We start from the raw sequence: 16,959 nt of genomic DNA on the forward strand, positions 1-16,959 counted from the left end.
GACGTAAACTCTTCCGAGGAATACCCCACCTCCATATTTAGCAAAGTTCTCGCAAAACTAGGTTTCTCGACAGACTCGCCCCACTTTGTGGGGTTGTTTTATTCATTTCGGGCCTTGTGTTAGCATAGACTGCTTCAGAAGCATGGCTGGGAGGGGGGACCCCATCGGAGTATATCAGCACAAGCTCTATAGATTTTTCAACAGACCAACCCGCTTTACCGGGTTATTTTGCATTCCATGAAGTCCGCCTCCGAACCGGAAGGGCAGGTACAGCATACAATATTGTGTTTGAATCGACTGTTTGGGCGGGTGCCGCATCGGATGCGGACCATGCGCTTATGCAAGAAGCTCAAGGCGATTACAAGTATGGTTCTAACAAAGCACGCTATAAACGGGATTATGTATACCTGGCGATTCGAGGAAAGGTGGATGTCATGAGTAAGAAGTATAATCGGTTCGTCGTCAGTAAATGGACGAAGACCTGCGTGTTGAGCGAAAATACCAAAATCCGTGCTCATATACCTCCGACAGAGAAAATGACGCATTCCTCTCTTAAAAGCATGCTGGATAAATACCGAATGGTGTATATCAAGCCGGATAAGGGAACCTTTGGGATCGGGGTTATGAGAGTGGAGGTGGATTCGGATGCCTCGAAGCCGGTGTACCGTTATCAGAGCGGCTCGGAAATCCGGAAATTTTCATCCTATGACGACATGTACGATTCCATTATCGATCTCACGAAAAATCGGCTGTATTTGGTTCAAATGGGCATTCACCTGACCAAATACCTCAAGCGCAGCTTCGACATTCGCGTCCATGTGCAGCAGTCGCCGCAAAAGAAATGGGAGACGACAGGCATTATCGGGCGTGTCGCAGACCCCAAGAAAATTGTGACGAACGTTCATAACGGAGGACAGATCAAATCGATTGAGACCTTATTGAAGGCTTATTTACCTGCGGATAAGCAAAAGATCTTCATCCGGTATTTGAAGAAGCTCGGCTTGGTGACGGCGGAAGAGCTGTTCAAAACCTATAAAGGCATTAAGGAAGTCGGTCTGGATATTGCCTTGGATAAGGATCTCAAGCCCTGGATTCTGGAGGTGAATACCAATCCGGATCCGTACATTTTCAACCGGTTGAAGGATAAAACCATGTATCGCAAAGTATACCGTTACGCCAAAGCCTACGGAAGAGTCTAGCATCGTGTCATTATGACAAAATCCCGTATCCGCTTATGGTCGGGGGTACGGGATTCTCGGGATGAGTATCATCTAACGAGGGGTTTAACTTTGTTTAAGAATCGCGGGAGTCCGTCTCTGCGGGAGAGGTGGCTTCCGTTTGCGCTTTAGGCAGTGTGATGAGGAACTCGCTTCCCATGCCGGGGGTGCTTTGAACTTCAATCGTACCTTGATGGGCTTCAACCAGCCTCTTCACAATAGATAGCCCCAATCCCGTTTCACTGTTGCTTTTGCTGCGGGAAGGGTCGGCCTTATAAAACCGTTCCCAGATATACTCCTGCTCTTCAGGGGTCATACCGTGCCCGGTATCCGAGATTTGGATCCTTGTCTCGGTTTCGGTTTCCTGTCCCCGCAATCGGATGGAACCGTAATCGGTGAATTGGATGCTGTTCTTCACAAGGTTAATCAGAATCTGCATCAGCCGGTCATAATCCCCGTAGACTAGCAGCATGGGATCGCATTCGATAATGATTTGGAGGTGCTTCGCTTCCAGCAGGATCTCCAGCGACTCCGAGACCACCTCCATTAATTCTTTCAGAGGGATATGCTTCTTATGCAGCGTAATCATGCCGTTCTCGATTTTCTCCGTATCCAGCAGCTCATTAATGAGCCGGATCAGACGGAACGTTTCCTTCTCGATAATGCCGTAATACTTCTGCTTGTCCTCCGGCTGGGTGACCAGATTGCTCTTCAGTCCTTCGATAATGCCCCGAATGGAGGTTAAAGGAGTGCGCAGCTCATGAGTGACATCCATGATGAATTGACGCCGCATCGTTTCGTACTGGTTCAATTTCTTGGACGAAGCCTCCAGTTGGGCCGCCATGGCATTGAAGTCGAAGGCAAGATCCCCAAGCTCGTCCGTGCGGGTAACAGGCAGTCTTGCTTCGTATTGCCCTGCGGCAATCTGTCGTGTAGCGCGGCGAAGCGGCTGAATGCTCTTGCTCATATTGCGGGATATCAGCAAGCTGACGATAACGGCCAGCAGGAATACGACTGCGAATAAATAGATCAGTGCCTTATTGAACGATTGCACCGTCTCCTGGTAGCCGTGAAGGGGAGAGAAGACGAACAGGTACATATCTCCTTTTTGGCTCTTGGGACGGATCGGCTTGCCCAGAACCACCAACGGCTCTTCCGTATTCCGGTTGACAATGAAGCTCTCATTTTCATTCATATTGAAAATTTTGGCCTTCAGTCCGTCCAGGAAAGGCTTGGAACGGTAAGCGCTCGGCATTTTGGGATCGCGGTACGCCATTTCCCCCGTTTTGTCGAACAGAATAAACGAAATTTTGCGTTCCACAAGCAGAGTACGGTAGGCTTGGAGCGCAGGCTGCGGCTCATCCTCCTCCCGTGAAAACATTCTGGAGATGACCTTGGCCGTAGTAGTTAATTCCTCTGTCTCCGCTTGATAAATCTGCTGCTTGGTGTAATAAGCGAACCCAAAGCTCAATAAGCCGAGGATAAGCAGGCACACAATGAGATGACTTAGAAAAAGGCGCTGAAAAAACGTAAAGCGATAACGCTTGTGGCTCCCCATCGTTATTCCTCCAGCTTGTAGCCGACTCCCCAGACTGTTACGATCAGCGCGCAATCCGGTGTCGAGACTTTATTGCGGAGTCTTTTGATATGCACGTCAACCGTCCGTTCTTCTCCAATATAGTCATAGCCCCAGATGCTTTCGAGCAGCTGCTCGCGGGTAAACACCTTCTTCGGGTAGCGGACGAACAAGCAGAGCAGATCGAATTCCTTCGGTGTCAGGTTCGTAATCTCATGGCCTTGAATGATGGCGGTCCTCGACTCGAGCTGGATCGTAATGAATTTGTGCTTCAGCGTGCTGAAACCGTTAGCCTGCTCCTCCTGGACGGAAGGAGCCTCGCGGTCCTCGTTAATTCCGATCTTATAGCGCCGCAATACGGCTTTCATTCTGGCAATTAGCTCCATGGGACTAAACGGCTTGGTCACATAATCGTCCGCACCGAGCTCCAGCCCCTTAATTCTGTCCTGCTCCTGATCGCGCGCGGTGAGCAGAATAACAGGGGTTTGCTGATTCTGTCTAAGATCCCGGCACAGGCTGATGCCGTCTTTGCCCGGAAGCATCCAATCCAGAATAACGAAATCCCATGGTTGTTCATCTATTAGCCGCTGTGCCGTTATTCCGTCATTGACGAAGGTGGTATCATATTGTTCCTTTTGAAAAAAAAGTTGCAGCATTTCACATACGGACAGATCGTCCTCGGCGACAAGCAGCTTCACGGAAAACACTCCTTGATTTCTTCTTTATATCTCCCTTTAAGCATAGTCGGTTGAGGGATGAATATCAATACTGGATCGGCTTGGAACAGGTGCATGATGAGACGATGAACCAATTGACAAACCAAGGGTTTCCATGAGAAAATGTACGCGTGTACATTCTGGTTGCAAGAACATGTTGAAGCTTAGCAAGCAATAAGGAAAAGCTGAACGAAAGGAGAGAACGCATATAGTAACGAGGAAGGAAGTTGCTGAGTTAGCGCGAGTATCCGAAGCTACCGTTTCCCGCGTTTTCAACGGCGTAGGGCCGATGAAGGAAGAAACGAAGCAGAGGGTATTGGAGGCAGCTAAGAAACTGAACTATCATCCCAACGCGATTGCTCAGAGCTTCGCCCGCCGCAGAAGCGGCAATTTGGGCGTGGTTCTTCCCTATGTGCCCAAGGTGCATTTGTTTTCGACGTATTTTTTTGCCGAGATTTTAAGCGGTATAGGCTCTAAGGTGCGAGAAAAAGGGTATGATCTGCTGCTGATGTTCCGCTCACCGGAGGACGAGAGTGAATATACGGATATTTTTCTCTCGCAGAAAGTGGACGCCTGCATTATTCTGGGTGCCGGCGACACGCCGAGAGAGCGGGAGCAGCTGAAAAAGCTGGAAGAAGGGGGGCATCCGTTCTGTCTTGTCAACCAGCATTTTGCAGGAGAGCAGTTTAACGAAGTGGATGCGGATCATACGGGGGGCAGCTACCGCGCGGTCCAATACCTGCTAGGTAAAGGCTATCGCCGAATTGCCTTTCTGAACGGGTCCCCGGAATTCTCAAGCAGCGGCGACCGGTGGCATGGCTATAAGCTGGCCATGGAGGAAGCAGGTATCGATTCAAGTGAGTACCAAAGATGGTACTATGAGGGCAACTACAGCAGAACAAGCGGCTACCGGGCGGCGGCCCAGATGGCCGGCCGCGTAGGGGAGCTGGATGCGGTGTTCTCGGCCAATGACCGGATGGCAATAGGCTTGATGCAGGGGCTGCGGGAGCGGGGGCTGGAGGCCGGACGCGATTTTGCCGTTATCGGCTGCGATAATTCCGATGCCGCCCGCGTCACGGATCCGCCGCTGACAAGCGTAGCCGTACCGTTCTACGAGATGGGCAGCGCAGCCGCCGAACGTTTGCTGGAGCAGCTGGGAGGCGCCCAAGGAGGCTTTCAGCTCAAGATGGATACCGAGCTCGTCGTTCGGCAGTCTTGCTCCAAAAGGCAGTGACCGGATAATGAACGACCGGCGAAGCTTAAGCCGGGGTTGAACCTTGGTTGGCATCACCGCGGCTTACCGTCGGTATTCGCCGGATTTTTTACATGGGAGGATTGGAAGGATGAAGCAGTTCAATATCGGAATGGTCGGATATAAATTTATGGGCAAGGCGCACAGCCATGCTTATCGCGATTTACATATGTTTTTCCCGAAATCGGCAAGGCCGGTCATGAAGCTGATCTGCGGGCGGGATGAGCAGGGAGTTGCCCAGGCTGCGGAGCAGTTCGGCTGGGAAGGCTATGTGACGGACTGGCGCGAGCTGCTTAAGCGGGACGATATCGATGTCATCGATATTAATGCTCCGAGCGATGCTCATAAGGAGATTGCTTTGGCGGCAGCTAAGGCGGGCAAGCACTTGTTCTGTGAAAAGCCGCTCGCGCTGACGCTTGCCGACTCCCGCGAGATGCTGAAGGCGGCGGAGGAAGCTAACGTCAAGCATATGGTCGGCTTCAACTACCGGTTCGCTCCAGCCGTACAGCTGGCCAAGAAGCTGATCGACGAGGGAAGATTAGGTGAAATCTATCATTTCCGCGGATGGTTTCTTCAGGATTGGATTGTCGATCCGGATTTTCCGTTAGTATGGCGGCTTCAAAAGGAAGTAGCCGGTTCAGGCTCCCATGGTGATTTGGGTGCGCATCTCATCGATCTTGCTCATTATCTGGTCGGCGGGATGAAGGAAGTCATCGGCATGAGCGAAACCTTCATTAAAGAACGGCCGCTTCCTACCTCTATGACCGGCTTAAGCGCCAAAGGTAGCAAGGATGCCCCCAGAGGTCCGGTTACGGTCGATGATGCGACGCTGTTCATGAGCCGGTTTGAGAACGGAGCGCTTGGCAGCTTCGAGGCTACGAGATTCGCTCCCGGTCATCGCTGCACGAATGCTTTTGAAATCAACGGAAGCAAAGGCAGCGTGAAATTCGATTTTGAACGAATGAATGAGCTGCAGGTCTATTTCACCGATGATGCCGCCGACGTTCAGGGCTTCCGCCGCGTACTTGCTACCGACGCTGCACACGCTTACATGGATGCATGGTGGCCGGCAGGGCATACGATCGGCTATGAGCATACCTTCGTTCATGAAGTAGTGGAGCTGATGCAGGCATTGGAGGAAAACCGCCAGCCGGTGCCAAGCTTTGTGGATGGGGTAAAATGCCAGGAAGTGCTGGAAGCGGTAGAACGCTCGATTGAGGAGCGGCGCTGGGTCAAAATTGAGGAGATGTAGAGAGGGGCGATACGGCATGAAAAAAGCATTAATTGTACAGGGCGGCTGGAAAGGGCACGAACCGGAGGAGGTATCTGAAATTTTCCGCAGCCTGCTGACCGAGAACGGCTTCGAGGTCGAGGTATCCGACACATTGGAAGCATTCGCCGATGCGGAGAAGCTGAACTCGCTGGATCTGATCGTTCCGGTATGGACGATGGGGGAGATCACCAAGGAGCTGGTCAAGAACGTCTCCGAAGCGGTGCAAAAGGGAGTCGGTCTCGCAGGATGTCACGGAGGCATGTGCGACGCGTTCCGCAACAACGTCGATTGGCAGTTTATGACCGGAGGCCAATGGGTGGCTCACCCCGGCAATGACGGAGTCGAGTATGTCGTTAATATCAAGCACAGCTCCAGTCCGCTGGTGGAAGGAATAGCAGACTTTGCAGTGAAAAGCGAGCAGTATTATCTGCATGTCGACCCAGCGGTCGAGGTGCTGGCAACGACACGGTTCCCGGTAGTCGATGGGCCACACTCCCTGAATAAAGCCGTAGATATGCCTGTGGTCTGGACGAAGCGCTGGGGTGTCGGCAGAGTCTACTACTGCTCCCTTGGGCATCACGCCGATATCGTAGACATGCCGCAAGTCAAGGAGCTTATGCGCCGTGGCTTCTTGTGGGCAGCAGAAGGCAAAGAGGCTGCGCAAGGCATCGTTTCCGGAGATAGCAAGTATACAGGTATGGGAGACAGCAACTAAGATCATTCGTTACTAATCGTGGATTAGGGAGGCCATAAACGCATGGAGAAGATAAGAATCGGTATTATAGGCTGCGGTAAAATCAGCAGTATTTATTTTAAAAACTGCAAGTCGTTTGATGTATTGGATGTAAAAGCGTGCGCGGACTTGAATGTGGCCCGGGCGCAGGCAAGCGCGGAGGAATTCGGAATTCCGAAGGCTTGTACGGTAGAAGAGCTGCTGTCCGATCCCGAAATTGATCTGGTTATCAACCTGACGATTCCTGCGGCCCATGCCGATGTATGCATACAGGCGCTGGAAGCGGGCAAGCATGTGTATGTAGAAAAGCCGCTGGCCGTTACCCGCGAAGAGGGTCAGCGAATCTTGGCAGCTGCCAAATCCAAAGGGCTTCTGGTGGGAAGCGCGCCGGATACGTTCCTGGGAGGAGGCATCCAGACCTGCATCAAGCTGATTCAGGACGGCTGGATCGGCACGCCTGTAGCGGCTACGGCTTTCATGATCGGACGCGGTCATGAGCATTGGCATCCGGATCCCGAATTTTATTATGCCCAAGGCGGGGGACCGATGTTCGATATGGGACCTTATTATTTAACCGCCCTGGTAGCGATGCTGGGACCTATTCAGCGCGTGACCGGATCAGCCAAGATCTCCTACCCGGAACGGACGATTACCAGTCAGCCGAAATACGGCAAAACCATTCAAGTCCAGACTCCTACGCATGTCGCGGGAGTGCTGGATTTTCACAGCGGGGCGATCGGCACGATCATTACCAGCTTCGATGCCTTCGGCGGAGCGCAGGTTCCGCGGATTGAGATTTATGGCAGCGAGGGTACGTTAAGCGTACCGGATCCCAATACGTTCGGCGGTCCGGTTCTAGTTCGCCGGCATGATGCCAAGGAATTCACCGAGGTGCCGTTATTGTACGGTTATGCCGATAACAGCAGAGGGCTCGGGGTGCTCGATATGGCTTACGCGATCAAGAACAAGCGGATCAACCGCGCGAACGGCGAGCTTGCCTACCATGTCCTGGAAGCTATGCACGGGTTTCATGATGCATCCAACGAAGGCAAGCATTACATTATGCAGAGCAGTTGCGAGAAGCCTCAACCGATGCCGGCGGGCGTGATTAAAGGAATACTGGACTAATCCCTATCCATAGGAATAAACAAGAAACCGCTAGGGTCTTTCCAACATCCCTGGCGGTTTTTCTTTAAGTTCTTACGTTAAATGTTCTTTTAAAGTGCTCACCAGCTGCGCTTGCGTATCGTGGCTGCTATTCTGCCATATGATTTCGAACAAAACCCCTAACCCCGGAAGCACTTGCTCCTGGCCCCCGATCGACCCTTCAATAACGCCAAAAAGCTCCTCGTCATCTTTGTTCGTAACTCGTTGAATTATGGCCTGTCTCAGGTTTAAGTTCATGGAAGTGTCCTCGCTTTTCATCTCATGGTTTACCTGATTACTATGCTCCAAAAAGGGGCTGTTCATGCTCCGTTATGATCCGGATATTTTATGGTATAATAATAAAAACCGTACATATCATGCATTTTGATGATGAAGCTATAGCTGTAATGGCGGGTGCTGGAGGCATGCTGTCTATCGAAATGAAGGGGTGAGTTCCATGAAAAAGCAATTCGCCGTTATCGGAATGGGGCGTTTCGGTTCCAGTGTAGCAAGGACGCTGTCCGACCTTGGCTATGAGGTGCTGGCCATTGACAGCAGCGAGCAAAGAACGCAGGAAATCTCGACGATCGTGACGCATGTCGTCCAGGCGGATTCCACGGATGAAGAGGCGCTGCGTTCCTTGGGACTTCGCAATTTTGACGTCGTTATTGTCGCCATAGGGCAAGATATTCAGTCCAGCATATTGACCACGATTATTTTGAAGGAAATCGGCGTACCGAAAGTCGTCGTGAAAGCCCAAAACGAGCTTCACGGCAAAGTGGTAAAAAAGATTGGTGCCGATAAGGTCATCTATCCGGAACGGGATATGGGCCAGCGGGTCGCGCATCATTTGATCTCATCCAATATACTAGACTATATCGAGCTGTCCGAAACTTACAGCATTATCGAGGTTCAAGCATCGCGGACCTTAATCGGCAAAAACCTTCGGGAGCTGGACATTCGCGCCAAATACGGATGCAATGTCATGGCTATTAAGACCGGATCGCATATGAACATCGCCCCGAGTGCGGAGGATTTGATCAAAGAAAATGACGTGCTCGTTATCGTAGGAAAAAATGAAGATTTGAATTATTTTGAAAAAACATTCGCAGAGTAGGCTGTTGTTATGACATTGTTGGAATCATCGATTACTTCCGTCCAAAACGCCCGGGTGAAGGCATGGGCGCAGCTATTGGACAAAAAAGGCCGGGACAAGCAAGGCCAGTTCATTATTGAAGGCGAGCATTTGGTGCAGGAGGCTCTCGAATCGGGGGCCGCTATCGAAACCTTAGTCGTTGCCGAAGACCGGCAGCATGAGCTGCCCGACGGATTGTTGAAGCAGGCCGTTGACGCAGGAATTGAGTGCATAGCTGTAAGCGAGCAGGTGCTCGCCAAATGCACGGACACATTGACGCCTCAGGCAGCGTTTGCGGTGTTGTCCAAGCTGGATTGGTCCCTGGACGATTTCATGCGTGCGGATTCCGTGGGATTGGTCGTTGTTATCGACGGGATCCAGGACCCGGGTAACCTCGGAACCATTATCCGAAGCGCCGATGCGGTAGGGGCTACCGGCGTTCTGCTTGGCCGCGGCACGGTAGACTTGTATAACCCCAAAACCGTACGCTCCACTATGGGCTCGTTATTCCATCTCCCGATCGTGCAAGGAGATTTGCGGGACGCGCTCCCTCAAGCCGCCTCGCAGGGAATTGCCATTGTGACGACAAGTCTACAAGGCAAGCGGAGCTGCTATGAATATGATTTCCGCCAGCCGGTGTGGTTCGTTGTCGGCAATGAAGGACAAGGCGTCTCGGCCGAAGTGTCCGCTTTGGCGACGGAGCATATTCTTATCCCGATGCAGGGACGAGCGGAGTCTCTCAATGCTGCGATGGCGGCGACCGTGGTCCTTTTTGAAGCTATGCGGCAGCGGGGGACTAGTAAAAATTAAAGTCCCAACAAGACTAAAGACTGGAAAATGCATGGGCTTTCCCCAAGCATTTCTCCAGTCTTTTTTCATCGGCCGCGGCGATCAAAAGCAGGGGTTGAAAATCAGGTTGAAGCCTTATGGGGCAAGGGATTAGGGATGTTGGAGAAAGGAAAGTTTTGAGACTGTAATTTTTTGTTGATTACAGGTAAAATACCATACATAAATTTTCGTTTTTATTTTGAACGGGGAGAAAAACAACTAGAAAATTTATCTTCATAACTTCTGTAATAATCTCTGTCATAATATGTAATCATTTTGTATGGAATCATCGTGAATATTATCTGAGAAAATGTTAGATGTCTTAGAAAGATTCATAATCTAAATCAGATTGAATTTTCTAATTAAAGTTTCGCAAAGGAGTTTGAAAGATATAGAGGCAGGAAGGCTGAACCTGCTATAGAGACTGTGATTTCGATTCATATCCAATTGGGGTGTTTGTTTGAAAGATTTGTTAATAGGTAACAGTACTTCTATCTCTGAGCAATCATCATCATAGTTCAGATTAACCATTCCTGAATTAAATCCCATAGAAATAGAATTAATCATACTGAAAATTAGACAGCAATAATAAATTAGAGATATTAGAAATTGTTAAACTTAATCATAATCAGAAGGGGTAGAAATAATTAATATATTAATGGGCATGCTATTCGACAGGTTTTTGTACTTAATTGAGGCCATGTAGGGTTTTTATAAAGGCATGTACGGATATGCCAAAAGCCAAAGGGCTGATCAATATGCCACTGACATCCGCAAATCGTTTGGAGTTCCGGCTTTTGATGTGTCCCAGCTTATCTTCCCCTTATTTTTCCAGAAACGCAGGTGGTTCGTTTACTTGAGAACAACCGATCTTCGTTGCCAGTTAAGATGCCGTCTATCGTTTCCTGAATCATCTTTCTTTTACTTGGCGTTCACGCTCAGTCTTCTGGTGATTCAGAACTTTGAATCGCTGACGTCCGCATCACGCATTCGTGTATTCATCGTGAACGGTTTCGTTCTCAAACGAAATCGTTGCAAAAAAGCTGAGTTACTTGCCAATTCCACGATCACACTACTGGTCGTTTCGTGCGCGGTTACAACATGCTGACTTATGGCTGGCCGGACGGGTTAGCTTTGCTCCCATTGATTTTGTCATGCTGAGTTCGGCTGAACTAACGAATCGTTTCTTTTAATGAAAGAGCAACTGTCCAAACGACACAAGGTTACTAATGGTCTTGGAAGTATTTCCCTGTATAGCCCTACACATGAAAAAGGTCGCTCTTCACCATGATTGACAGGTCTAATAAGAACGCACTTTATTTCATTCAATATATTACTTACTGAGTTGAGGTCTCTGCACAGAGAGACTTTCTGACAATCTGAAGCGATGGAATTTTCCATTGCTTATTTTTATTCCTATGCCTTTACTTATGTGTAAAGGTAGCAATCTCATTTTGCCTGTGATCAGATACTTCGACGGAAGAATTTTGCAAAAAAATAGAAATTTTAAATATAAAAATGTTGAAAAATGGCATTTAAATGTTAGAATAAAGTTTAGTTTTTTAGAAAAAAGTGGGAGGAATGTATATTGATAACTACGGTTCCAAAAAAAATAGAAGAGGAGCATACAATGTGAAAAAAGTGTTTAAGCGCATTACTAGTGCTTTATTAACAGGTGTAATGGTATTTTCCACCTTTATGCCTTTTGCAGAGGCCAGTAGTACTGGAATTGAAACAATTAATAAGAGTTCCGTAACAGATAATACATATAGCAAATTATTAGATACAGTCTCTGAAAGCGTTTATGCTAACTACAATGGTAAAGAAAAAAAGTATATTGTTAAGTTAAAAAATCCTGATAACGCAGACAAATTAATCAAAAGTAATTTAATGAAAGGAAAACTCTCAAAGAAAACAGAAAGAGCTAAATTTATTCAAGTTAATTTAAATGACTCTGAAAAAGAGTTACTTAGTAAGGATCAAGATGTAGAGTACATAGAAGTTGATTCTACAGTAAATATTGCATCCGTTGGAAATGTAAAAAAAGATACTAAAACTGCTTCTACAGAAACCATTCCATGGGGAATCCATTCAGTTGGAGCAGATCTTATAGATGAGAAGAATATGCAAGGTAATAATATCAAAACTGCCATATTAGATACAGGAATATCGAAACATGAAGATCTAAAAATTTCTGGTGGGGTTTCGTTTGTTCCAAATCATGAGCAATACGCAGATGACAATGGTCATGGAACCCACGTTGCAGGTACTGTTGCCGCAATAAATAACAAAATAGGAGTAGTGGGTGTTGCACCACGTTCCCATATTTATGCTGTAAAGGTCCTGGATCAAAATGGAGGTGGAACATACTCTCAAGTTATCAATGGGATTTATTGGGCTATTGATAATAAAATGGATATTATCTCCATGAGTTTTGGAGGAACAGAAGACAGTAGAGCGCTACATGAAGCTATTCAAGAGGCAGAAAGACAAGGGATACTAATCATTGCAGCAGCAGGTAATCGAGGCTCCGGACAAGAAACAGAACTTTATCCAGCTTTGTATCCAGAAGTTATTTCTGTAGGAGCAGTGACAAAGGCTCATCAGCGGGCATCTTATTCAAGCACTGGGACAGAGCTTGATTTAGTGGCTCCAGGAACAGGCATCTTAAGTACAACAAACGATGGGGGATATGGAATACTTTCTGGAACCTCAATGGCTGCCCCACATGTAACTGGAGCAGCTGCCGTGATTTTAGCTAAAAACAAAAAAATGAACGCACAGCAGGTAAGAGAGCTTCTCTATCGAACTGCTACTCCCTTAGGTTCTACAAATGAATATGGCCACGGATTGGTAAACTTGGCTAAAGCCCTTGGGATCACAAATCAACCGATACCTCCTGTGGAACAAGTCGATCCAGTCCCAAATGAACCTGATCAACCTTCAAATGATTTTAATATCAATAAGAAGGACGCTGAAATTTTAAAATATAGTAAACAATTGCTTGATTTAAAACTAAAAGCCATCCGTGCTAATGATAAATCCATAGTAAAAGAAATTGATGGGGTGTATAACCATCTTCTCTCATATTCAAAAACTATGCATCAATTACCCGTTGATATTAGTAAGGCTATAAAAAAGCAGCCAAACCAACAAAAAATAGCTGCAAGTAGTTATTTTGATACACAAAAAGACTCATTTCTTAAACTGGAATCGTATTATAAGGAAGCTATAAGTAAATATGCTTCTGCTTTATCCGTACCTTTTTCTCAACAAAGCGGAATTACTGTTCTTAGCACTAATAAAATTGGTGATGGACAGACTGTTGTAAAAGGTGACCCGGCGACAGTATCGTTAACGCTTGATCAACCACATTCTGCTATTGATGTCTATGTAGATCAAATCAATTTAACTCCGGTACTTGGTCCTGTAACGATACACCACGATTCAAGTAATAATGTAAGCTATACTTGGCAAACGACTACATCTACCGTACCAGGAGACTATATTATTACCCTTCATTATCCTGATGTAACTGGATATGATGATCAGTTTCTCATTCATGTAGTGGATAATTCAGGCGGCAATCCAGGTACTCCAGCTAAACCGACAGGATTGAGAGTTACTGGGCAAACATCAAATAGTATAACCATTTCATGGAACAGTGTGAGTGGTGCTACCAGTTATAAAACACAGCTTGATGGAACTTCGCAAGGTTCCACTGGCTCAACGTCCTATACATTTAATGGGTTAACAGCAAATAAAACATATACTTTAGGGGTAGCAGCGGTAAATTCTTCAAACATCTCAAGTACATTCGCTACAATCACAGCAACAACGAATCCACCTGCGATTCCTGATATTCCGAGTGGCTTGTGGGCAAGCTCTACTCATAATAGCATCACATTGAATTGGAGTTCTGTTGTCGGAGCAAGTTCTTATAAAATCAGATTTAATGGACAAGATGTAGGCAATACTTCCTCCTCGTCGTATACTTTTACAGGTTTAATGCCTTTGACAGAATATACATTAGGAGTAGCAGCAGTTAATGCTTCAGGTAGTTATATTGATTTTGCATATTTGACAACCAAGACAAAAGCTTACCCATTATACCTAGATTCACCAATAGATGTAGATTTGCCTGAAAATTCAACTCAAGTTTTCAGTTTCACACCTAGTACCTCAGGAACCTACAAGATAACAACAAGTCCATATGGAGGATTTGGGGCTGAGAGTGACACTCTTTTAGATCTTTATTCAGACAGCTCACTAACGGATTTAATCGAGACGAATGATGATACCAATGGAACATTTGCAGAACTGCAACCTACCTTGCAAGCAGGGGGCACCTATTATATTAAATTATATGGATTTGATAGCTCCGAGCTGCATACAAGAATTATTGCAACGGCATTAAATTTATCTATACCAACTATTAATCTTGACATCCCTGCGAATGTAGACAGGCCTGCTGGTCAGAACGCTATATTTGCCTTCACGCCAACTACTGATGGTCTTTATAAGATCAATACCGGATTCTACGCTGATTCACCAAGCAGTGGGATCAATGATACGATATTAGATATATACAGAGACATAACATTAAATGATTTAGTGTTAGATGGTCACAATGATGATGCATCAGATGGAACAAACTTTTCGGAGGTAAACGTATCGTTACAACATGGTGTAACTTACTTTATCAAAATGAGTACTTATGGTGCTGCAGCGATACATGCTAGTTTGAAAGTTAGCTTAAGCACCCAGATAAACTTTATTACATTAACAAATAAGGTAGCTGTTAATGTTAGTAAACGTGCTGAAGAGAAAGAGTACTTCCGTTTCACAGCACCAGAAACAGGCTTGTATCGTTTCTTTACTTCTGCCATTCAAGGTTCTGGCAGCACTAGTGATACTGAAATCACTTTGTATTCCGATGCAGGGTTGAATAATCAAATCGCTATCAATGACGATGTTGTTGGTGAGCATCCATACGGAGCCTTATTCTCAAAAATAGAATATACGTTATCAGCAGGAACAACGTATTATCTAAAACTGAGAAATGTAAACTACGGAAACCCACTCACAGCACGTCTCATGGTGGAGGATAGCTTCCAGTCTGCAAAAACAACTGCGAAAGGGATAACTTGGGATACTGAATATACAAATGACATCTCATCTCGTTATGATGTGGATTATTATAAAATTACAGTTACAGAACCAAAGTATATTAAGCTAAATATTGACTCAAGCAAAATTATATTGGAAGATAGTCTAGGTAATGTTCTTAGTACAACAACCAGTAGTAGTAGTGTTTATTTAAAGGATCAAGGAGTTTATTATATTAGGGTAGCAGATTCCGGTTACTCTAGTGGATCATCAATGCCAGTACAGTATTCGTTTAAAGTAGAGGGTCAATTAAAACCAGATTGGTACAAGTTTACAATGGACGATGGGCATGGTGGAAATGTAGAAGTTTATTTATCTGATATAGGGGGAAGGGCAGGCGAAGGTTCAACTCCAATTACTGCAATTACAAAACGCAATAATCAATCAGTCTATAAGCAGTATTCCGTTAATAGCAATGGAAATTGGTATGATACAGGTAATATTTATGCTGGAGCACCAGGGCAACCTGGTGGAATTGGTATGGCCTCGGTTGAGGTTCTCGGGTTACCAAGCATCGAGGATATTCAGCAACAAATTGAAAATAAGAGTAACGAGTTAATTAACAAGTTTTACGATTATGTTGGTATTGATCCTGCTGATCTTACGGATGAAGATAAGAGAATGTTAGCGACGGGTGTAATCTATGGGATAGATGATAACGTCCATTTCGGAGTTGCCCAGTGGGCTTTAAATGTATACATTCCTGAAGATAACTATTATTACATGCGCGCTAAAGCATTCACAGATACTGTATTCACTGCTGCTTATACTGTAGCGGCTGCGGGTAGTGCTGCTGGGGCAGTTCAAGCGTTGATTAATTCAGGAACTATGGGTTCTATGGCACTAGCAGCAAGCCCTACAGGTTACGGTGGTGCTGCATTGGGAGCTGTTGCGCTTGAAGAGTTAGCAAGATCAGCTGCATTTGCAGGTGTCTCTTATCTATCTGGCAAGATGGCAACTCGTTCACAAAATATTGTAAAAACAAGTGCAGCTAAGTTAAAAGAAACATTAGGATATAAAATTCGCAATGTTGCAGATGATATTCTGGACAGATTTGAGGGTTATCCTAATTCTAATGGGGGACATACACTTTCAAAACATGTATCCATGACGAATGAAGAATTAAGCCGGAGAGCAATTCAAGATGAGCTAGATGCAACAAGTTTTACAAATAAAAGTACTGCTATTAAAGCTGTTCAGCAAAATTTAAGAAAAAATGCCTCTCAAATTGAAGATTGGCTTAAAAATTCTAACGAAGGGAGAAAATCTTTTGTTGTGGAACACGAGTACTCCATCGGTTACGGTGCTGAAGGAATAACTGGGAAAATGATATTTGACTTGAAAAAATCAAGAATGGTGCTGGTAAGGGATTCGAATGTCGATATAGGTTTTTATATATTGACTTCATTTCCGACTTTATAAGAAAGTAGGTATGTTAAAATTAAAAAAAAATATAACTCTGCCGAAAGATATTTGAAAGAAACTTATAAATCCGAATTTCTAGTTTTTTTCAGATATTTCATTGAGTGCTATTTCATCCCAAGTATAAGCTTTGTAGAAGTTATTAATGTCGTAAGAGAATACAAAAGAGCAGAAGATGAAGAACATATTCAAGGACTCTTAAGAGAGTCAACGGTATTGTTTGAAAAAGAAGAATGGGATTTTGTACAGGAATTTGTTAAAACTCACGGGATGAGGAGTTTGAGTAATGAAAAGCCTAAAAAATTAATTGAGCTTATTATTCAGGAGTTATCACTGTAGCCCTAGAAAGTGGGGTGAGGCACTTGCTATGATGAAGAGTATAAAGAGAACTGCTTAAACTTTACGACGCATATTAGCTAAATCGGCACAGAAACTTATGTTCTCATAACAGAACCCTAAAGGGAGAGATTTCCTTTAGGGTTTCTTCTTGTT

11 protein-coding genes and 1 pseudogene are annotated in these 16,959 nt (G+C 45.7%); 9 read left to right on the forward strand and 3 right to left on the reverse strand.

Going from position 1 to position 16,959, the window contains the following annotated elements; genetic code table 11:
• Nucleotides 1-284 precede the first annotated feature (284 nt).
• A complete protein-coding gene (locus tag B1728_RS33845; protein ID WP_256865624.1) occupies nucleotides 285-1,199 on the forward strand; it encodes a YheC/YheD family protein in 915 nt (304 codons plus the stop codon).
• A 94-nt stretch (nucleotides 1,200-1,293) separates the two neighbouring features.
• Here B1728_RS33845 and B1728_RS33850 read toward each other — a convergent pair whose 3' ends face one another.
• On the reverse strand, nucleotides 1,294-2,775 hold the full coding sequence (locus tag B1728_RS33850; RefSeq protein WP_079914832.1) for a sensor histidine kinase: 1,482 nt from the start codon (nucleotides 2,773-2,775) through the stop codon (nucleotides 1,294-1,296).
• A gap of 2 nt (nucleotides 2,776-2,777) precedes the next feature.
• Nucleotides 2,778-3,491 carry a response regulator transcription factor gene (locus B1728_RS33855; RefSeq protein ID WP_079914833.1) on the reverse strand — a complete coding sequence of 238 codons (714 nt, stop codon included), beginning with the start codon at nucleotides 3,489-3,491 and terminating at the stop codon, nucleotides 2,778-2,780.
• Nucleotides 3,492-3,717: 226 nt separating this feature from the next.
• Here B1728_RS33855 and B1728_RS33860 point away from each other — a divergent pair, with 226 nt between their 5' ends.
• The 4 genes from B1728_RS33860 to B1728_RS33875 all read left to right on the forward strand — a co-directional run bounded on the left by B1728_RS33860 (nucleotide 3,718) and on the right by B1728_RS33875 (nucleotide 7,895).
• Nucleotides 3,718-4,743 (forward strand): LacI family DNA-binding transcriptional regulator, encoded by a 1,026-nt coding sequence (locus B1728_RS33860; protein ID WP_079914834.1) that lies wholly within the window; start codon nucleotides 3,718-3,720, stop codon nucleotides 4,741-4,743.
• A 109-nt stretch (nucleotides 4,744-4,852) separates the two neighbouring features.
• Nucleotides 4,853-6,013, forward strand: coding sequence for a Gfo/Idh/MocA family protein (locus B1728_RS33865; RefSeq protein ID WP_079914835.1), 1,161 nt, complete (start codon nucleotides 4,853-4,855; stop codon nucleotides 6,011-6,013).
• A 16-nt stretch (nucleotides 6,014-6,029) separates the two neighbouring features.
• The gene (locus tag B1728_RS33870) at nucleotides 6,030-6,749 is read left to right on the forward strand and encodes a ThuA domain-containing protein (protein ID WP_079914836.1); all 720 of its coding nucleotides are present in this window, start codon (nucleotides 6,030-6,032) and stop codon (nucleotides 6,747-6,749) included.
• 42 nt (nucleotides 6,750-6,791) lie between these two features.
• Entirely contained in the window at nucleotides 6,792-7,895 is a 1,104-nt protein-coding gene (locus B1728_RS33875) for a Gfo/Idh/MocA family protein (RefSeq protein WP_079914837.1), read from the forward strand.
• 72 nt (nucleotides 7,896-7,967) lie between these two features.
• Here the strand turns inward: B1728_RS33875 and sspI are convergent, their stop codons facing one another.
• Nucleotides 7,968-8,171, reverse strand: a complete 204-nt coding sequence (sspI, locus tag B1728_RS33880; RefSeq protein ID WP_079914891.1) for a small acid-soluble spore protein SspI — start codon at nucleotides 8,169-8,171, stop codon at nucleotides 7,968-7,970.
• A 166-nt stretch (nucleotides 8,172-8,337) separates the two neighbouring features.
• Between sspI and B1728_RS33885 the strand changes: the two are divergent.
• From B1728_RS33885 to B1728_RS36000, 4 genes and pseudogenes are all read left to right on the forward strand, one after another.
• Nucleotides 8,338-9,030 (forward strand): annotated as a pseudogene (locus B1728_RS33885) (potassium channel family protein); the annotation flags it as partial.
• A gap of 9 nt (nucleotides 9,031-9,039) precedes the next feature.
• The gene (locus B1728_RS33890; protein ID WP_079914839.1) at nucleotides 9,040-9,858 is read left to right on the forward strand and encodes a TrmH family RNA methyltransferase; all 819 of its coding nucleotides are present in this window, start codon (nucleotides 9,040-9,042) and stop codon (nucleotides 9,856-9,858) included.
• Between the two features lie 1,650 nt (nucleotides 9,859-11,508).
• On the forward strand, nucleotides 11,509-16,467 hold the full coding sequence (locus tag B1728_RS33895) for a S8 family serine peptidase (RefSeq protein WP_179136312.1): 4,959 nt from the start codon (nucleotides 11,509-11,511) through the stop codon (nucleotides 16,465-16,467).
• Nucleotides 16,468-16,518: 51 nt separating this feature from the next.
• Nucleotides 16,519-16,806: a hypothetical protein gene (locus tag B1728_RS36000; RefSeq protein ID WP_144028100.1), complete on the forward strand. Its 288-nt coding sequence runs from the start codon at nucleotides 16,519-16,521 to the stop codon at nucleotides 16,804-16,806.
• The last annotated feature ends 153 nt before the right edge of the window (nucleotides 16,807-16,959 follow it).

The sequence above is a fragment of the Paenibacillus sp. 32352 genome (assembly GCF_002042965.1).
Lineage (GTDB): Bacteria > Bacillota > Bacilli > Paenibacillales > NBRC-103111 > Paenibacillus_S > Paenibacillus_S vulneris.

Coding starts and splice junctions, on each gene's coding strand:
- B1728_RS33850 (WP_079914832.1), bottom strand. CDS start 2,775: ATGGGGAGCCACAAGCGTTATCGCTTTACGTTTTTTCAGCGCCTTTTT.
- B1728_RS33865 (WP_079914835.1), top strand. CDS start 4,853: ATGAAGCAGTTCAATATCGGAATGGTCGGATATAAATTTATGGGCAAG.
- B1728_RS33870 (WP_079914836.1), top strand. CDS start 6,030: ATGAAAAAAGCATTAATTGTACAGGGCGGCTGGAAAGGGCACGAACCG.
- B1728_RS33875 (WP_079914837.1), top strand. CDS start 6,792: ATGGAGAAGATAAGAATCGGTATTATAGGCTGCGGTAAAATCAGCAGT.
- sspI (WP_079914891.1), bottom strand. CDS start 8,171: ATGAACTTAAACCTGAGACAGGCCATAATTCAACGAGTTACGAACAAA.
- B1728_RS33890 (WP_079914839.1), top strand. CDS start 9,040: ATGACATTGTTGGAATCATCGATTACTTCCGTCCAAAACGCCCGGGTG.